Raw genomic sequence first — 16,685 nt, 5'->3', positions numbered from 1 at the left:
CGTGGCTCAGTGCTGTGGGTCGTGTGTGCCGTAGGTGACGGAGTACGCCGACCAGACCTTCTGGATTTCGGCGGTGAGCGACGCGGTCGAGTCGCCTACGAACGTGAACGTGCCTGCCAGACGGTCGTCGGAGACCGTGAGAACGTCGCCGATGCGCGGCACGGTGTTCCGGGCGACGGAAGCGGGCAGTCGGTCGGCGCCCTCGACGCCGAGCACCTCCAGGGTTCCCTCGCCCGGGGCCATGACCCACAGCCAGCCGGACGCGCCGACCCCGGTGTCGAGGAGGGTGCGGGGGCCGTCGTAGCACGGTGCTTCACCGAGGCACACCCGTACGGCCTCCTCCACCAGATCGATGCCGTAGGCGTCCTGGACGACGTCCGGGATGCCACCGCCCGCCGGCCGGCCGGCGATCTCCAGGAACGTCAGCCGTCCGTCCGGGCGGATGAACAGTTCCAGGTGGAACACCCCGTCTTCGAGGCCCACCGCGTCCAGCACGGTCGTCGTCACCTCCTCGACGGCGGCGAGCAGTACGGGGTCGTCGATGCTGACCGAACCCAGGGGGAGTCCGCCCTTGTTGAGGACGTCGTGCAGGGGCGCCAGATAGGTCGCCGCGCTGAGGAACAGCAGTCGTCCGTCCCGGACCAGACCGTCGGCATGGCACAGGTCGCCGGTCAGGAACTCCTCGACCTCGTAGTCCGCGCCGATGCCTTCGGCGCGTACGTGGGAGAGGAACGCCGACGGGTCGCGGAAGATCTGCACGCCGACGGAGACGCACTGGGAGACCGGCTTGAGCACGATGCCGTCCGGCATCAACGCGGCCAGGCGCTCGGCCTCTTGGGGAGTCGTGTCCGGTCCGACCGGCCAGAAGCGCGGGACGTCGACGCCGGCGGCGCGGACCGCTTCCTTCATCCGGACCTTGTCGCGCAGCAGCTCGGCCTGCCCGGGACGCATCCCGGGCAGCCCGAGGTGCTCGCGCAGCCGGGCCGCAGGCATCACTGCGGCCTCGGACAGACCGATGACGGCGCTGGGCGGGCCCAACTCCGCGGAGAACCGCTCGACATGCCACGTCATCTGCTCGAAGGCGGCGTCGTAGGCGTCGTAGGGCGTCCCCGGTTCGACGTGCAGCGCACCGATGCGGGCGAAGCGGTCACGAGCGCGGCCGGGCAGGGCGGCCGCGGACGTCTCGTCGAGCAGCGCCGTCAGGTGGTGTCCCGTTCTGAGTAGCCGCTCCTGCCTGACGTTGAAGTCGATGTGCACGATGTGCGACGGCTCTGGATTCATGCACCGGACGATGCCGCCGGCTTCCCCCCTCGCACATCACCCGGCCGAGTGGTGCGAAGGAATTTGGCGGTGTGGGGAACGCTTTGGGGATGTGGCCCGTCTAGCGGGGCGGACCATGTTTGACCGAGTGCGACAACGTACCGGCGGGTAGTTGTCAAGTTGCGTTCATTGAGGAGAAGTTGAGGAAGTTTTTCGGCGATGCGTGATCGACTAAACGACGTCAAGTCGCTAGATTCCCCTTCTATGCACCCCCCTCTGTGGCTGACGGTCCCCTACGAGTGTGACCTGCCGCGCGTTCGACCACCGTGCGGCCGGACCTGCGGCGACGGCCAGGAGGGACGTCCGCACCGTGAATTCACTTTCTGTTCTGCAGGGAAGCAGGCCGGCGTCGAGGACAGTGACGAACGTCCTGCACGGGCATTTACGCATCAGCGGCTGGGGTGACGGTTGTGACGCAACAGACCGGTGACAACGTTTTCAATATCGGGGACTCCCTCAGCGCGGAGGAGATCTCCGTCTACCGATGGCTCGCCCTGCACCGCGACTTCGACCTGCCCCGCATGGCGGCCGAGGTGGGTCTCGATGAGGCCACGGTCCGCCAGGCCCTGGAGTTCCTCTTCCGGATCGGCCTGGCACAGCCGGACAAGAGGGACCCGAGCCGGGTGTGGGCGGTCGATCCGCATCTGGTCGCGGCCGTGGCCACCGCTCCCCTGGAGCGGACCATCGCCGAGCAGCAGACGCGACTGCGGGCCTTCCGCGACCAGTTCGCGCGGCTGGCCTCCGACTACGAGAAGGGCCAGCAGAGCGGCGGCGCCGAAGTCGAGACCATACCGGGGCTGTCCGAGGTGCGGGCAGCGCTGAACCGGGCCTCCGAACAGTGCGTCGAGGACATGATCACGGTCCAGCCGGGCGGCACCCGCACGCCCGAGGTGCTCCAGGACGCGCTGGCGAGGGACAGCGAATTACTCGCACGCGGAGTGCGGATGCGTACGCTCTACCACCACACCGCGCGTTTCAACGGGCCCAGCCAGGCCTACGTGGCCACGGTGAGCGCGCTGGGCGCCGAGTACCGCACCGCGCACCAGCTCTTCGGCCGGATGGTCATTTTCGACCGCCGGACGGCGTTCCTGCCCGACCATCACGGCACCCTCGGCGCGGTGGTGGTGCGGGAGCCGTCGATCGTGCACTTCCTCTGTGAACTGTTCGAGCAGGCGTGGTCCCAGGCGAAACCGTTCTCCGACGCCGCGAACGACGGTCTGGAAGCCGTGGCGAAGGACCTGGACCGCACCCTCCTGCAACTGCTGGCGACCGGCCTGAAGGACGAGACGATCGCCAGGCGACTGGGGATGTCCTTGCGGACGACCCGTAAGCACATCGCCGACATCATGCAGGCACTGGGAGCGGAGAGCCGGTTCCAGGCCGGAGCGGCGGTGGCCATCGCCGGACTGCTGGACGACGAGACGGACTTGGGTACGCCGCCGCCACCTACGGCGTCGGTCTGATCCGGGGAGCCGGGGGCGGGTCCCTTCCTGCTGCTTCCTGCTGCTTCCTACTGCCGGACCCTGTCCTCCAGGACGAGTTCGAGCAGCACGGTGGGGGTGTGGACCTCGGAGAGCCGGCAGGCGCCGTGCCGGGGCGTGAACAGGGTGCTGCCCGACCGCAGCCGCATGCCGAGCGGATGGTGCGGTGCGGGCGGCGGGGTACGGCCGACGGGAGAGCCGGATAACAGGTCGCAGCGACACGCCCCTTCGAGCACGGTGACCGTGCGCTCGGCGCTGCCGGACACGTCGTACGTCCAGGCGGAGCCGGGCGCCAGGGCACGGAAGCGCGGGGTGACCGACAGCCCCAGCCGGTCGCTCAGGGCCGACGTCAGCGCCGCCGCCCCGGGTCCGCCCGGCGCGGCGGCGGACCCGGGGCCCAGTTCCTGCGGGCGCGGTATCCGCCGAAGGGCGGGCAGGGTCGCCGCGGCGTCGGGCCACAGCAGGCTCGGGCCGACGTCACCGTTGATCGCCACACACAGCGCCAGCTCTTCCACGAAGGACTGCAGCGGTCGGCTCAGGCGTCTCTTTCCTGGCATGGTTCTCCGATCTCGTACGATCTCGCCACGGCCCAGGGCCCGGCGTTGAGGTGGGGAACGCCGACGGGCGAGCACAGCCGCTCCGGGAACGAAGGAAACGGCCGCCAAGGGGACGTGGCGGCCCTGTCAAGTATTGTGCCCCGCGCGTCGTGGCCCGGATAGTCACGTGTTCCCGTGACATGGAGGGTTGTTGGGCCCGCGGGCCGAGGGGCGGGGCGGTGTGCGCGGGCTCCGGGCGCGGTGGGGTCGCGCCCGTCCCGCCAACCCGTACGGGTGATGTGACCCGGGCCCCGGGACGGGATGCTCACGGAACCCGGTCCCGATCCGGGTTCCGGTTCCGACCCGGGTTCCGGTTCCGGTTCCGGCCGGCCCGGCACGACCACGGACACCGTACTGCTGCCGTACGACAAGGCGTGGACGAACGCGTGGACGAACGCCTTGCGGAACGCACGGATGACGGGCGGGGCCGTACGAGGGCCTCGGTCCCGGGCCGACGGCCCGCCGTACCGACGCGTCGTACGCATCCACCCCACCACTCCACGAGGAGCAACCGTGAGCACCCTGCTCGTACAGCCCCAACTCTCCCTGCGTACGGCCCTGGTCATCGGCGCGGGCCCGATCGGTACGTCCGTGGCCCTGGCCCTCACCGCCGGGGGTGTACGGGTGCACCTGCGCGACACCGACCCTGAAGTGGCGGCGCGGGCGGCCGAGTTGGGGGCGGGCACCCTGGAGCCGCCCGGTGGGAACACCGACCTCGCGGTGGTCGCCGTGCCGCCCGGCCGGGTCGGTGCGGTGGTTCGGGAATGTCAGCGCCGGGGGCTGGCGCGCCACACACTGGACGTGGCAGGGGTGAAGGCCGGGCCCCTCGCCGATGTCCTTGCCCGGGGATGCGACCCTGCCCGGCACATCGGAGGTCATCCGCTGGTGGAGGGAGCGGCCGACGGGCCGCTCACCGCGCGGGCCGATCTCTTCCGGGGCCGGCCGTGGGTCCTCAGTCCGCTGCCGCAGACGCACACCGACACGCTCAACGCGGCACTCGACGTGGTGACCGCGTGCGGTGCCACTCCCGTCCTCATGGATGCCGCCGAACACGACCGGGCGGTGGCCCTGGTCGCTCAGGCGCCCCGGGTGCTGACGTCGCTGCTCGCGGCGCGTCTGGAGGCTGCTCCGCCGGGGGCCGTGCGGCTGTCCGAGACGGGTGTGCGCCCTCGTCCCTGGGCGTCCGAGGACTCCCGCGGCCGAATCGAGGCGCTGCTCGCCAATGCTCCGGCCGTGGCGGATGTCCTGGAGGGACTCGCCGGGGACATCGTCGCGGTCGTCGCGGCGCTGCGTGCGGCGTCCGGCGACGGTACGGCTGACACGGGCGGTCGACTGACCGGGCTCCTCGCCCCGCACGGTACGCCCGCAGTGCGCAACAGAACTGACGGGTCGTCATGACAGGTGACGGGACGGAGCACATCGAAGGGCTTCGGGTCGGACGGCTGCGAGTCGGACGACCGCGAGTCGGGTGACTTCGGGTCGGACGCCTTCGGGTCGGACGCCTTCGAGTCAGATCAGGGTTCTGCTGCCGCGGTCGGGAAGTCCCGGAAGCTGCGGCGTCTCCACGAGCGAGGTGTCCTCAAGCACGCGGCCGGGGGAGTCTTCCGCGGACAGGGCCAGCAGCAGGAGGTGCATGCGGCTGCGTGCTCCCGTCTTGGCGCGTATCCGGCGGAGGTAGGTGTCGACGGTGTGCGGGCTGACGTTCATGCGCCGGGCGATTTCCCCGTAGGTGCCACCGTGCGCCAGGTGCCCCAGCACTTCTCTTTCCCGGTCGCTGATCCTGCGGACGGCTTCCTGGAATTGATTGCTCACGGAGTCGTGTGCCCTTCTGTGCGTTTTCTCTGCGTGCCGGGTGCCGTGTACAGCTGCTTTCCGCATTCCGAATTCCGCTTTCCGCTGCCGCCACGCGTCACGATCCTGGTGCCCCCGTGGCAGGAACACGTGCAGTTCAGCCCGCTACGAGGCCCCAGCCGCTGTCGCCCGTGGGGTCGACGGTGCCCTTGCCGGCGAAGCCCCAGCCGCTGTCGTCGGTCGGGTCGACGGTGCCCTTGCCGGCGAAGCCCCAGCCGCTGTCGTCCGTGGGGTCGATGGTGTTCTTGCCCACGAGGCCCCAGCCGCTGTCGTCGGTCGGGTCGGCGTTGCCCTTGCCGGCGAAGCCCCAGCCGCTGTCGTCCGTCGGGTCGGCGTTGGCCGTGATGTGGGTGGGGGCGTTGCCGGTGGCGGCGGCGGCCGTACCGGCGGCCGTACCGACCGAAGCCGTCACGCACAGAACGGCGATGGCGAGAGCGCGAAGAGCCTTCATGATTCCTCCTGGGATTCTTGAATTCGGACTGGCCGGAAAGGTGGGAGTGTGGGTGTTCACTCGTTTCCCTTCCGCCATTTCAGAATCGTCGACGCCAGGGCCGGAAGCCACCGCAAGGCCTGTTCACCAAGTTGTGCAGCACTAAGACGGGGGGTGAATAAATCGGGCGTACAGCCTCAATTGGCTTCAGAATGGCCTCGGTTGGCAGGGGTGAGCCACACAGCCGTGTCCCGAGGAAGCGCTCCGGCGTCCAACGGGCCGCTGGACAACAGGACATGGTCCTCCGGGTCCAGGCGCAGCGGCTCCGGGCCGAAGTTCACCACGCAGCGCAGACCGGGCGCGCGGTCGAAGGCGAGCCACGCCCCGGAGCCGGGGCCTTCGACCCTTACCGGGCCAGGCCCCGGGGACGGATGGGCGCGCCGCAGTACAAGGGCCGCCCGGTACAGGGCGAGGGTCGAACGCGGGTCGGCCTCCTGCGAAGAGACCGTGTACGGCGCCCAGTTCTCGGGCTGGGGGAACCACAGCCGTCCGGGGCCGGCCGTGCTGAACCCGTACGGCGGGTGCGTCCCGGCCCACGGCAGCGGCACCCGGCAGCCGTCCCTGCCCTCGTCCGCGCCACCGGAGGCGCGCCACACCGGGTCGCGACGGCTGTCCTCGGGCACCCACGCCTGGGGCAGTCCCAGTTCCTCCCCCTGGTAGACGTACGCCGCACCGGGCAGCGCCAGCGTGACCAGCGCCGCCGCGCGGGCCCGGCGCAGACCGGCCGCGCCGTCCCGGTCGCTGACGTCCTGGACGCCGCAGTCGTCGCCGTGGTCGCCGTGGCCACCGTGGTCGTACCGGGTCGCGGACCGGACCGTGTCGTGGCTGGCGGATGTCCAGGTGGACCACGCCCCCACGGCGGCCGTCGTCGCAGTGGACCCTTCGATCACCTCACGCATCGCGGCGGCGGACCAAGGCGCCTCGGTCCACGCGAAGTCGAAGACCTGGCCGAGGCGCCCGGGGCGCACATAGCGGGCCAGTCGCGCGTGGTCGAAGAGGATCGCCTCACCGACGAGGAGCCGACCGCCGTGCGGCGGGCGGCCGTCCGGGCCGGGTGCCGTGTCGACGACCTCGCGCCAGCGCGCGTACAACTCCTGGAGTTCCGGCTGGTCGTGATAGGGCATCAGATGATTGCGCCAGGGTTCGCTGTGCTGGCCGGGACCCGCGTCCGGCAGGCCCTCGGCCTTGACGAGCGTGTGCGCGACGTCGATGCGGAACCCGTCGGCACCGCGTGCCGACCAGAACCGCAGAATCCGCTCGAACTCGGCCCGCACCTGCGGGTGACGCCAGTTCAGATCGGGCTGGTCCGGGGTGTGCAGATGCAGATACCAGAGCGCCGGGCCACCCGGGCCCTGCGGCAGCCGGCTCCAGGCCGGCCCGCCGAACGCGGACAGCCAGTCGTTCGGCGGGTGTTCACCGCCGGCGCCCTCACCCGCGCGCACCACGTACCTCGCGCGCGCCGCGTCCCCTTCGGGGCCCGGCGGAGCGGCCAGCAGCGCACGGAACCAGGGGTGCGCCGCCGAGGTGTGGTTGGGCACCAGGTCCACCAGTACCCGCAGCCCCAGCTCGTGCGCGCGGGCGGCCAGCGCCGTCCAGTCGTCCAGGGTGCCCAGCTCCGGCGCCACCGCCGTGTGGTCGGTGATGTCGTAGCCGGCGTCCGCCAGCGGCGACGGGTGGAAGGGGGTCAGCCACACCGCGTCCACGCCGAGGCGGGCGATGTGCTCCAGCCGGTCCCGCAGTCCCGGCAGGTCGCCGATCCCGTCACCGTCGCCGTCCGCGAACGCCCGGACGTACACCTGGTAGCAGACTGCCTGCCGCCACCACGGATCGCCCTGGGCGCGGGACTGGGCGGGAGACAGGGCGGGAGACTGGGCGGGGGCCGTGGCAGGGGTCGTGGCGGAGGTCATGCGGAGCGCAGCGGGATCGTCAGGGTGCCCTTGAGATAGGCGCACATCAGGTCCGCGTCCCACCCGCCCATCCAGAACTCCGCCGTCCACGGCGCCTCGTGGTCGACCGGCAGCCCGTCCAGGACCTCGCCCTCGGCCACCGACTTGCCGGTGAGCGGGAAGTGGAACTCCTCCAGCGCCGTCAGGTTGACCACCCGCTCGTCGGCCGGGTCGGCGACGGCGATCTCCAGCTCACGGATGCGCTTTTCGAGGCCGGCCCGGCGCACCGGGTCCGCCTCCGCCGCGAGGTCGGCGCGCAGCAGGTCACGGCGCTCGATCCGGCTGGCGTGCGGGTCGGTGATGCCGGTCTCGGCCAGGATCAGCGGAGCGTCGGTGCGGAAGATGCGCCCGCCGAACTTCTCCAGCTCCGTACGCGGTATCTCGTTCACGGCGGCGTCGGGACGCTCGTCCCACATCACCATCACCCGCTCCAGCCGCGCTCCGGGCCCGGTGATCTCCAGGTGGAAGGGGACGATCGGTTCACGTCCCGCGAAGGTGAGGATGAAGTTGCGGTTCTCGAAGACCGGGTCGCCCAGCAGGTCCACCTTCGCGCCCGCCAGGCCCGCTACCTCGGCCCCGGCCACGGTGGCCCGGGTCACCGACACTCCGATCGGCGGCATGTGACTGCGCAGCACCGCGGGGTCCGGGTCGTTCAGGACGATCACCCGGTCCAGGTCCGGTTCACCGGCCAGCGCGAAGGTGCTGCCGCTGACGCCGCGCGGCTCGTCCGTGGGGTCGGGGTCGGTGGCCAGGCGGGCGATGAACCAGCCTCCGTACTCGACGATCAGTTCACGCGACACGGGTGGCTCCTTCGGCGGGGACCGGGTGGGGGACAGGGGTGTACGGGGCGTGCGCGGCCCAGGTGGGGGAGGTGACGGCCTCGGTGTCGAGGGCGTACTGGTCGGACATGCGCTGCACGTTCTCGGCCAGGAACCGCAGTCGGCGCAGCACCCGGTCCGGGGCGTCGCCGCCACCCGCCAGAGCGCTCACCCGGTGGGCGCGGGCCGCGAGATCGCGCAGCCGCTCCTGGAACACCCGCTGGGCGACGTCCCGTTCGGGGATCAGCTGGATGCCACGCCCGAACTCGAACGGCGGGCCCGCCGTCACCGCCGGATCACCGGCGGACGCGGGAAGCTCTCCCAGCAGTTCGCCCAGCGGGCGTACGAACATCGTCATCAGCGGGAAGAAGACCACCGACTGCAGGACGCGCAGCTCGTCCCGCGACTCTCCCGACTGGCCGAAGAACCGCAGCAGCATCAGCACCATCAGCCCGTAGCCGGCGTTGAACAGCTCCGCCGCCTCCCGGGCGAGCGGGTCCGTGATCAGGCCGACGTCCTGGGCGTCCGGCGCGCGCCGCACCGCGGGGTTGTCGAGCATCGGGCGGGCCGGGTCGAACTCCCGGCCGGCGGCGGTGGCGGCGGCGATCTCACGGTCGTACTGCTCGCGGATGCGCAGCAGGCGCCCGTAGTGGGAGTCCTCGCTGTCCTCCTCCGCGCCTTCGCCCTGCTCGATGATCAGGTCGATGGCACGCATCGCCGACGCGTGCGTGTTCACCGGGAAGGGCTCCACGCCGTAGCCCACGAGGACGTCGTCGTCGAAGACGTGGTCGGGGTCGATGACGGCAGCCGTGTCGATCTGCCGGTGCGGGGGCCCGATGAACAGCTCCTTCTCCGGCACGCTGAGCACCAGTTCCCGGATGCGCTCGTACAGCATGCCCACGGTCATCTGCTGTTCGTCGTCCTGCCCGGAGGCGGTCCCGGCGGGCCTGCCGCTGATCCTGGAGAGCAGCACCGTGGGCATCTCGTAGGCGATGAACCGCTCCAGCGCGTCCCGGTTGAAGGGGGTGAGCGCGGAGACGACGCCGAGCGGGTAGTAGCGCTCCGGCTGCGGGAAGGCGGGGCGTTGCAGGTAGGGGGCGCCGCCCACGCCTGCCAGCAGGTTGAGCACCAGCCCCAGGTGCAGCATCTCCTCCCGGCTCAGGCGCAGCAGCTGGCCCTTCCATTCACGGATCGTCTCGATCTGTACGTCGTCGAGGCCGGTCTCGGGCGGGTTGGCGCGCAGCGAGAACGCCGCGTACAGGTACTGGAGGCACAGCGAGTGCTCGACCTCGGCGGCTTCGCACAGGTACTCCACGAGCCGGGCACGTACGGCCGCCACGTCGGGCGGTCCCGGGCACAGGGGTTCAGCGGACGTCAGAGACATGGGAGACCTCCCGGAGGGTTCGGTGCAACAGGTCGTCGGTGAGCAAATCGAGACGGGTGACGGTGGTGTCCGCGGCCCCGTGGTCCAGGCCGCGGGTGTACGCGGTCGGCACCGCCACCACGCGCAGGCCTGCGGCGCGGGCCGCGGCCACACCGGTCAGTGAGTCCTCGACGGCCACGGCGCGTTCCGGCGCCACGCCCAGACGGGCCAGGGCCTCGCGGTAGACGTCGGGGGCGGGCTTGACCCGGGCGACGTCGTCACCGCAGACCACCGTGTCGAAGTAGTCGGCCAGACCGTGGTGGCCGAGCATGCGGCTCACCCACGAGCGGTCCGCTGAGGACGCCACCGCCAGCCGGACGCCACGCGAGGCGAGCCGGTCGAGGAGCGTACGTACGCCCGGCATCAGCGGCACGTTCTGCGGCACCAGCAGCTCCCGCCACAACTCCCGCAGCCGGTCGTGCGCACGGGCGGGGTCCGGTGCACCGGGCAGCAGAGCGAACAGTGCCTCGTAGCCGCCGGTGTTGCCGCACACCTCCCTCGCCCAGCGCTCGGCGGGCAGGTCCGCGCCGTACTCGGCGAACACCCGTCGGCAGGCTTCGAGGTCGGGGCCGATGGAGTCGACCAGGACACCGTCGTGATCGAACACCACCGCGTCCGGCACACCGGCGTGCCTCTCGTACGGAAGGGGGTCCACCAACACATCGAGCTCCTAGGGTCGTCGGCCTGCCCCACATGCTCGGCGCCCGCCCGGGGCCCGCACCCCACCCGGCCGGGTGGGCCCGGGGGCCGAAGTGCCCGGCGTCACCGCACCCGATCGGCCGTCGGCGGCGCCCCTACCCGGGCGGGTGATGTGACGCCGGGCGCCGCCGGGTCAGTCTGACGCCGCAGAGCCGGACCTCCCACGGCATTTCCGGGGAACGGACCGGCCACGGAGAGAGGTGAACGGACGATGCCGGCCGACCAGGACACGATGCCTGCCGACCAGGACACGATTCCTGCCGAGCGGGACGCCATGCCTGCCGACCAGGACACGATTCCTGCCGAGCGGGACGCCATGCCTGCCGACCAGGACACGATTCCTGCCGAGCGGGAACAGCACACCGTGGTGGGTGACGCCCGCTGGGTGAGCGAGACGCTGCACCGCCACTGGGGGCCCGCGTGGAGCGAGTGCGCACCGCTGCCGCTGAGCGGACCCGACGGGGCACCGCCCCTGTCGCACACCGCCGGACTGTGGCGGGTCTCCCACCGCGGCGTCGCCCACCTGTTCAAGGTGCAGCTCACCGCGGAGGCCCAGCGGGGCCCGGCCTTCCCCCCGGTGAAGCAGCGGGTGCTCGACCACTGCGCCGCGCACGGCATCCCCGTCGCCTCCGCCGTCCCGACGGCCCACGGCACGGTCCACGTCAGCCGCGGCGGCCACGACTGCGAGGTGCTGCCTCTGCTGCCCGGTACCGCCACCGCCCACCCCACGCCCGCCCAGGCCGCGGCCGCGGTCCGCACCGGGCTCGCCCTGCGCGCCGCCCTCGACGCGGTGCCCGCACCGCTGGCCGCCGACCTGGCCCCGATCCCGCTGCCCGCTCTCGTTGCCGAGGAGGACTGGCGAGCCGCGCTCGACGAGGCCCGCACCCGGCTGCTGCCCGCCGCCCACCGCCGCACCGACCACTGGGGGCGCGCTGCCGTACGCGCGCTGACCGCCCTCCTCGCGGCCGAACCCCTGCTCGCCCGGTACGACGAAGCCCTCGCCACGCCGCCGGAGCGCCGGGCCGTCGTTCACGGCGACCTGCACCACCATCACTTCCTCCTCGGCGACGAGGGCCCCCGCCCGCCGCACGTCACCGGCGTCCTCGACTTCGACAACCTGCACGTCGGCGACCGGCTCCTCGACCTCGCCTGGCTCGCCGAGCTGGCCGGGCGGGCCGACGAAGGCCCGTCGGGCCAGGGTGCCTCCGTCGCCGCCCTCCGTACCGAGGCAATCCGCTTCGGGCTGCTGGCCGACCATCAACTGCCGCTGCTGATGCCGGTGTTGATCGCCCGGTCCGTGCCGATCGTCGTCGACATCGCCAAGGACATCCTCGAACGCGAGCTGCTCAGCCCCGCCTGGCTCGGCTACTTCGAACTACTCGACACCGGCCGCCGACTGCGCGTGCATCGGCTGCTCACCGGCTGATCCCGCGCCCGATACCCCCCCCGATACCCCCCGATACGCCTCTCCGAGCCCTCTCCGAGCCCCCCCCGAGAACCGACGCAGAACCGACGCCCCCGAACCGACGTCCCACCCGATCCCCACGAGGTGCCACCATGCCGACCACCGACCACCGCCGCGCCTGGCCCGACGACCTCTCCTCGTACTGCTTCGAGGTCCCCTTCAACCAGGACTCCGTGCTCTTCGAGAAGGCCGAGGGAATCCGGCTCACCGACACCGCGGGCCGCTCCTACATCGACAGCCTCTCCGGCGTCTTCGTGACGTGCTTCGGCTACAGCTGCGAGCCCGTCCTCGACGCCGTCACCCAGCAGTTGCGGACCCTGCCCTTCAACCCGCCGCTGCACGGCACCAACCCGGCCGCGCTCGCCCTCACCGACGCCCTCGCACGGCTCGCCCCCGAAGGCCTCGACACCGTCAAGCTGGTCAACGGCGGCTCCGAGGCCGTCGAAGCGGCCATGCGGCTGGCCCGCTACACCCAGCGGCAGCTCGGCCGGGCCGGCCGCTACAAGATCCTCAGCCACTACCACGGCTACCACGGCTCCACCTTCGGCTCCCTGTCGCTCACCGGCCGCCCCGACGTGACCCGCTTCGGCCCCGGCCTGCCCGGCGCCGTACACGTCTGGTCGCCCGACATGTTCGCCGACGTGCACCAGGTGGACGCCGAGGAGTCCGGCCGGCTCGCCGCCGACGCCATCGAACGCACCCTCCTCGCCGAGGGCCCCGACTCCGTCGCCGCCCTCGTCGTCGAACCCGTCATCCACCTGCGCGGCATGGCCATAGCCCCCGACGGCTACCTCGCCCGGCTGCGTGAGATCTGCGACCGCCACGACGTCCTGCTCGTCTTCGACGAGATCGTCACCGGCTTCGGCCGCACCGGCCGCCCCTTCGCCGCGCAGACCTTCGGCGTCACCCCCGACCTGATGTGCGTCGGCAAGGGCATCTCCGCCGGATACGCACCGCTCGCCGCCGTCCTCTTCAACGACAAGGTCGCCGGCGTCCTCGACCAGGGCTCCGGCACCACCGCCTTCGCGCCCTCCCACACCTACGCCGCGAACCCGCTCGCCGCCGCGGCCGGGCTGGCCGCCGTCACCCACTTCACCGACGGCGACTTCCCCACCCGTAACGCCGCGCTCGCCACGTCCTTCACCGCCGGCCTCACCCGGGCCCTCGCCGACCGCGGCGATCTGCGCGCGCTCGGGCTGCTGTACGGCGCCAAACTGCGGCCCCTGCCAGGCGATCCGGACGCCCCGGCGGGCGCCGCCGTCGCCTCCGCCTGCCAGGAGCGCGGCCTGCTCCTGCGGGGCCAGGACGACTGGATCACCCTGGCCCCCGCGTTCACCACGACGGACGCGGAGACCGAGGAAATCTGCGACAAGCTCACCGACGCGCTGGACAAGGTGTACGGGGGCCGGCTGTGAACGGCCTCGCGACCCACTATGCCGAAGTGAGCGCGGCGCACCACGACCGCCTCACCCCCGCCGAGGCCGCCCTCGTGGAGAAGGAGGGCGCGGAACTCGCGGCCCTCGACCTCCAGGACACCGCGGTCTCCCCGCTGGAGGTCATGCGCGCCGTCGCCGCGGCCGTCCCCGAGCGGCTCTACGAGGACAGCCGCGAGGTCCTGCACCGGATGCACGAGATCGCCGGCTCCGGCACCCTCCAGAGCTGTCTGTCCTCCCTGCCCACAGTGCACGCCTGCTTCGAACTCGGCCTGGTCGGGGGCGGCGACGCACCGGCCGACCTGATCGTCGGCCGGGGCCACATCGCCCCCAGCTTCTACGCCGAGTACTACGTGCGCGGACAGCTGCCCTTCCTGCCGCTGACCACCCTGCACCGGGGCGGACTCACCGGGGTCGTGCACCGCGACTGGGGCTTCGCCAACACCATGCGCTACAGCCTCGGCGTCGGTCTCGCCCAGGCCGTCAGCCGCGCCCGTGACCTGGACCGGCAGGGCAGCGACCGCAAGGTCGTCTGCCTGGCGGGCGACGGCGAGCTCCACGAGGGCATCACCTTCGAGTGCATCCGCTGGGCGCACGACACAGGCCTCGACAACCTCGTCCTCGTCGTCGACGCCAACGACCGCGGCATCGAACCCCTCGACGCACCGCTCAACCGGGACTACCTGCGCAGCTACTTCCCCACCGTGGTGGAGGTCGACGGGCAGGACGCCGACGCCGTCCGCGACGCCCTCGCCGACCTCATCGCCCGGCCGGGCCGCGCCGCGCTGGTCTGCCGTACGGTCAAGACCGACCACAGCTTCAAGGCGCCCTCCGCCGTCCCGCGGGCCCCCTCCTTCGCCGCGACCACCGGCCGGATGCTCGCCGCCGTCGCCACCCCGTCGGGCCGCCCGCCGGCCGTGTTCACCGCCGACATGGCGGGCCGCTTCGGCCTGGCCGGCCACGTCGACTACGACAACACCGGCCTGGCAGAGACCCTCAGCGTCGGACTCACCCTCGCGCTGCCCGACGACGACCTCAAGGTCGTCGCCACCGACGCGATGTACTACATGGACTCGCTCAGCATGCTCACCGAGGCCGCCACCGACGTCCACCACCTGATGGTCCTGGCCGGCCGGAACTGGGCCGCCTGGGGCGGCGCCGCCAACGCCTTCAACCTGCTGTCCCTGCTGATCGACACCCGCGTCTACGAGCCCGTCACCGAGGCCGAGTTCCACGCCGTCGCCCGCCGACTGGCGGCCGAACCCGAGACCGTGCACGTACTCAGCATGGTCGACGCCCGCTTCGAGGCCCCCGCGGCCGACTGCTCGGCCGCCGTGGACGACGGCGCCTGGATCACCCCGCCGGACGAGGACGACAACGACACCCTGGTCATCAGCTTCGGCTACGCCACCACCCTCGTCGAACAGGCCGCCACCGGACTGCCCCACCTGCACTGCGCCGCCCTCAACCCGCTGCTCACCCGGCCCCTGCTGGACCGCATCCGCCGCTTCCGGCGCGTGGTGTCGGTCGAGTACAACGGTGCCCACGGCGGATTCGGCGCCTGGCTGCGCCACCGTTACCTGCTGCCGGTGGTCGTGCACGGCGTCGAGAACGACATCGACACCTGCGTCCACGAGGAGCAGCTGCGCCGCCACGGCATGGCACCCGACCAACTGGCCGCGCAGCTCAGCGCCGTACGCACCGAGGCGGGTGACCTCCATGCGGACGCACGTTCATGACTACGGGCCGCAGGACACCTCCGGCATCCTCGACGGCGCGGTCCTCATGCACCGCACCATGTCCGACCTGATCACCGCCCGCCCCGACGCCGTCCCGCACGACCTCACCCGCGGCGCCGCCGCCCTGGGCACCCCCGCCGCCGACGACGTCGTCTACGCGGGCAACGGCCCGTACGCACACCTCTACCACCTGTGGCGCGAGGAGAACGGCGGCCGGCACCGCATCGTCCGCGAGGTGCACACCACCTTCTGGTCCGGCTACTGGACCCAGGAGGAACTGTGCGCCCCCCTGCACCGGCCGGGCGACAAGGTGCTCTTCCCCAGCGAGTACACCCGCCAGGTGTTCCTGCGGTGCTTCCCGGGGATTCCGTACGAGGACGCCGTCGTCGCCTATCCGATGCTCGACGCGATGCCCCGCTGCGCCCCCCGCCCCGCCCCGGCGCAAGGGGAGGTACTGCGCATCGGCTACCTGGGCGCCCTGTCCACGGCGAAGAACTTCGACCAGGTCCTTCAGGCGTTCGCCCGCTGCCACGCCGACAGTGGCGGCCGGGCCCGGCTGGTCTACGCGGGCAAGCCCAACGACCCGCGCTGGGAGCGGGAAGCCGTCCTCGACAGCCTTGCCGAGCGGGGCGTACCCGCGGCGCACGTCACCCCTCTCGGGCTGATCGGCGCGGACGGACTCGCGGACTTCTTCGCCCGTGTCGACGTCACCCTGTTCCCCTCGACGGCGTCACGGGAGAGCCTCGGCCGCGTCGTGTTCGAGTCCCTCGCCCACGGGGTGCCGGTGCTGGCGGCCGCCATGGGGCCCGCCGTGGAGCTGCTGCCCGCCTCCCACCTCGTCCCCGCGGAGCTGTTCGGCACGCCGTTCGCCATGGACAAGGTGGTGGCGCTCGGCCGCGTCGACACCGACGCCCTGGCCGCCCGGCTGCTCGCGCGGGACTGGGAGCCGGCCCGGCTGCAGGACACCGAAGCGTTCGAACTCCCCGCGTTCTGGCGGGCGCTCACCGGTGCCGACGGGCCTCGTCCCGGCACGGCCGACGGCTTGCGACCCGGTGCTGCCGCCACTGCCGCCGGCCATGACGCGGACACGGTTGCCCGGCTGGTGGTGAACCCCCGGCGCGGCCTCGACCCGGCCGCCGCGACGGCCGACGCCCATCAGCTGTTCCTCGACTACTTCCAGCGCCGCGACGACGCCGTGCTGCGCCGCGTCACCGGGCTGGAGGAAGCCACCGGCACTCCGCGCCCCGACCTGCGCGCCCTGGTCGCCGCCCCCGCGCGCAACCTCGCCGACTACCGGGCCCTGCCCCGGCTGACCGACGCACTCGTACTGCCGCCCCTGACCTACTCCCTCACCCCACACCCCGTACTCGAACACCCCGTACTCGAACACCCCGCACTCGAACCGGAGGCCGTCCCCGTATGAA

14 protein-coding genes are annotated in these 16,685 nt (G+C 72.0%); 6 read left to right on the top strand and 8 right to left on the bottom strand.

Annotation, left to right across the window (positions count from 1 at the left end; genetic code table 11):
• Positions 1-6 precede the first annotated feature (6 nt).
• Positions 7-1,281, bottom strand: coding sequence for a hypothetical protein (locus AB0D18_RS27230; RefSeq protein WP_362423827.1), 1,275 nt, complete (start codon positions 1,279-1,281; stop codon positions 7-9).
• 449 nt (positions 1,282-1,730) lie between these two features.
• Here AB0D18_RS27230 and AB0D18_RS27225 point away from each other — a divergent pair, with 449 nt between their 5' ends.
• Complete coding sequence (locus tag AB0D18_RS27225) at positions 1,731-2,783, top strand: helix-turn-helix transcriptional regulator (protein ID WP_362423825.1); 1,053 nt, start codon at positions 1,731-1,733, stop codon at positions 2,781-2,783.
• Between the two features lie 47 nt (positions 2,784-2,830).
• Here the strand turns inward: AB0D18_RS27225 and AB0D18_RS27220 are convergent, their stop codons facing one another.
• Positions 2,831-3,358: a hypothetical protein gene (locus tag AB0D18_RS27220; RefSeq protein WP_362423822.1), complete on the bottom strand. Its 528-nt coding sequence runs from the start codon at positions 3,356-3,358 to the stop codon at positions 2,831-2,833.
• A gap of 552 nt (positions 3,359-3,910) precedes the next feature.
• On the opposite strand from AB0D18_RS27220, the gene AB0D18_RS27215 reads away from it, so the two are divergent.
• Positions 3,911-4,795, top strand: coding sequence for a prephenate dehydrogenase/arogenate dehydrogenase family protein (locus tag AB0D18_RS27215; protein WP_362423819.1), 885 nt, complete (start codon positions 3,911-3,913; stop codon positions 4,793-4,795).
• Positions 4,796-4,906: 111 nt separating this feature from the next.
• On the opposite strand, the gene AB0D18_RS27210 is transcribed toward AB0D18_RS27215, so the two are convergent.
• The 6 genes from AB0D18_RS27210 to AB0D18_RS27185 all read right to left on the bottom strand — a co-directional run bounded on the left by AB0D18_RS27210 (position 4,907) and on the right by AB0D18_RS27185 (position 10,586).
• Positions 4,907-5,209, bottom strand: a complete 303-nt coding sequence (locus tag AB0D18_RS27210; RefSeq protein ID WP_362423816.1) for a helix-turn-helix transcriptional regulator — start codon at positions 5,207-5,209, stop codon at positions 4,907-4,909.
• Positions 5,210-5,345: 136 nt separating this feature from the next.
• Positions 5,346-5,699 carry a hypothetical protein gene (locus AB0D18_RS27205; protein WP_362423814.1) on the bottom strand — a complete coding sequence of 118 codons (354 nt, stop codon included), beginning with the start codon at positions 5,697-5,699 and terminating at the stop codon, positions 5,346-5,348.
• A 176-nt stretch (positions 5,700-5,875) separates the two neighbouring features.
• The gene (locus AB0D18_RS27200) at positions 5,876-7,645 is read right to left on the bottom strand and encodes an alpha-amylase family glycosyl hydrolase (protein ID WP_362423811.1); all 1,770 of its coding nucleotides are present in this window, start codon (positions 7,643-7,645) and stop codon (positions 5,876-5,878) included.
• Positions 7,642-8,484, bottom strand: coding sequence for a hypothetical protein (locus AB0D18_RS27195; RefSeq protein ID WP_362423808.1), 843 nt, complete (start codon positions 8,482-8,484; stop codon positions 7,642-7,644). Before AB0D18_RS27195 ends, AB0D18_RS27200 begins: the two co-directional genes overlap by 4 nt.
• Positions 8,474-9,886: a ferritin-like domain-containing protein gene (locus AB0D18_RS27190; protein WP_362423805.1), complete on the bottom strand. Its 1,413-nt coding sequence runs from the start codon at positions 9,884-9,886 to the stop codon at positions 8,474-8,476. The genes AB0D18_RS27195 and AB0D18_RS27190 overlap by 11 nt, the downstream gene beginning before the upstream one ends.
• On the bottom strand, positions 9,867-10,586 hold the full coding sequence (locus AB0D18_RS27185) for an HAD family phosphatase (protein WP_362423802.1): 720 nt from the start codon (positions 10,584-10,586) through the stop codon (positions 9,867-9,869). Before AB0D18_RS27185 ends, AB0D18_RS27190 begins: the two co-directional genes overlap by 20 nt.
• Before the next feature lie 249 nt (positions 10,587-10,835).
• Between AB0D18_RS27185 and AB0D18_RS27180 the strand changes: the two genes are divergently transcribed.
• The 4 genes from AB0D18_RS27180 (at position 10,836) to AB0D18_RS27165 (ending at position 16,684) form a co-directional block, all read left to right on the top strand.
• Positions 10,836-12,050: a phosphotransferase gene (locus tag AB0D18_RS27180; protein ID WP_362423799.1), complete on the top strand. Its 1,215-nt coding sequence runs from the start codon at positions 10,836-10,838 to the stop codon at positions 12,048-12,050.
• A gap of 131 nt (positions 12,051-12,181) precedes the next feature.
• Positions 12,182-13,504 (top strand): aminotransferase class III-fold pyridoxal phosphate-dependent enzyme, encoded by a 1,323-nt coding sequence (locus AB0D18_RS27175; protein WP_362423796.1) that lies wholly within the window; start codon positions 12,182-12,184, stop codon positions 13,502-13,504.
• Positions 13,501-15,261: a 1-deoxy-D-xylulose-5-phosphate synthase N-terminal domain-containing protein gene (locus tag AB0D18_RS27170; protein WP_362423793.1), complete on the top strand. Its 1,761-nt coding sequence runs from the start codon at positions 13,501-13,503 to the stop codon at positions 15,259-15,261. The genes AB0D18_RS27175 and AB0D18_RS27170 overlap by 4 nt, the downstream gene beginning before the upstream one ends.
• Positions 15,242-16,684, top strand: a complete 1,443-nt coding sequence (locus AB0D18_RS27165) for a glycosyltransferase (RefSeq protein ID WP_362423790.1) — start codon at positions 15,242-15,244, stop codon at positions 16,682-16,684. Before AB0D18_RS27170 ends, AB0D18_RS27165 begins: the two co-directional genes overlap by 20 nt.
• Position 16,685 lies beyond the last annotated feature (1 nt).

Origin of the sequence: Streptomyces sp. NPDC048442, assembly GCF_040651475.1 — a bacterium.
GTDB lineage: Bacteria > Actinomycetota > Actinomycetes > Streptomycetales > Streptomycetaceae > Streptomyces.
This window is presented reverse-complemented; position numbering and strand designations above follow the sequence as displayed.

Bases quoted from the DNA above. Each gene is read 5' to 3' on its own strand.
- AB0D18_RS27230 (WP_362423827.1), bottom strand. From the start codon at position 1,281: ATGAATCCAGAGCCGTCGCACATCGTGCACATCGACTTCAACGTCAGG.
- AB0D18_RS27220 (WP_362423822.1), bottom strand. From the start codon at position 3,358: ATGCCAGGAAAGAGACGCCTGAGCCGACCGCTGCAGTCCTTCGTGGAA.
- AB0D18_RS27205 (WP_362423814.1), bottom strand. From the start codon at position 5,699: ATGAAGGCTCTTCGCGCTCTCGCCATCGCCGTTCTGTGCGTGACGGCT.
- AB0D18_RS27200 (WP_362423811.1), bottom strand. From the start codon at position 7,645: ATGACCTCCGCCACGACCCCTGCCACGGCCCCCGCCCAGTCTCCCGCC.
- AB0D18_RS27190 (WP_362423805.1), bottom strand. From the start codon at position 9,886: ATGTCTCTGACGTCCGCTGAACCCCTGTGCCCGGGACCGCCCGACGTG.
- AB0D18_RS27180 (WP_362423799.1), top strand. From the start codon at position 10,836: ATGCCGGCCGACCAGGACACGATGCCTGCCGACCAGGACACGATTCCT.
- AB0D18_RS27175 (WP_362423796.1), top strand. From the start codon at position 12,182: ATGCCGACCACCGACCACCGCCGCGCCTGGCCCGACGACCTCTCCTCG.
- AB0D18_RS27165 (WP_362423790.1), top strand. From the start codon at position 15,242: ATGCGGACGCACGTTCATGACTACGGGCCGCAGGACACCTCCGGCATC.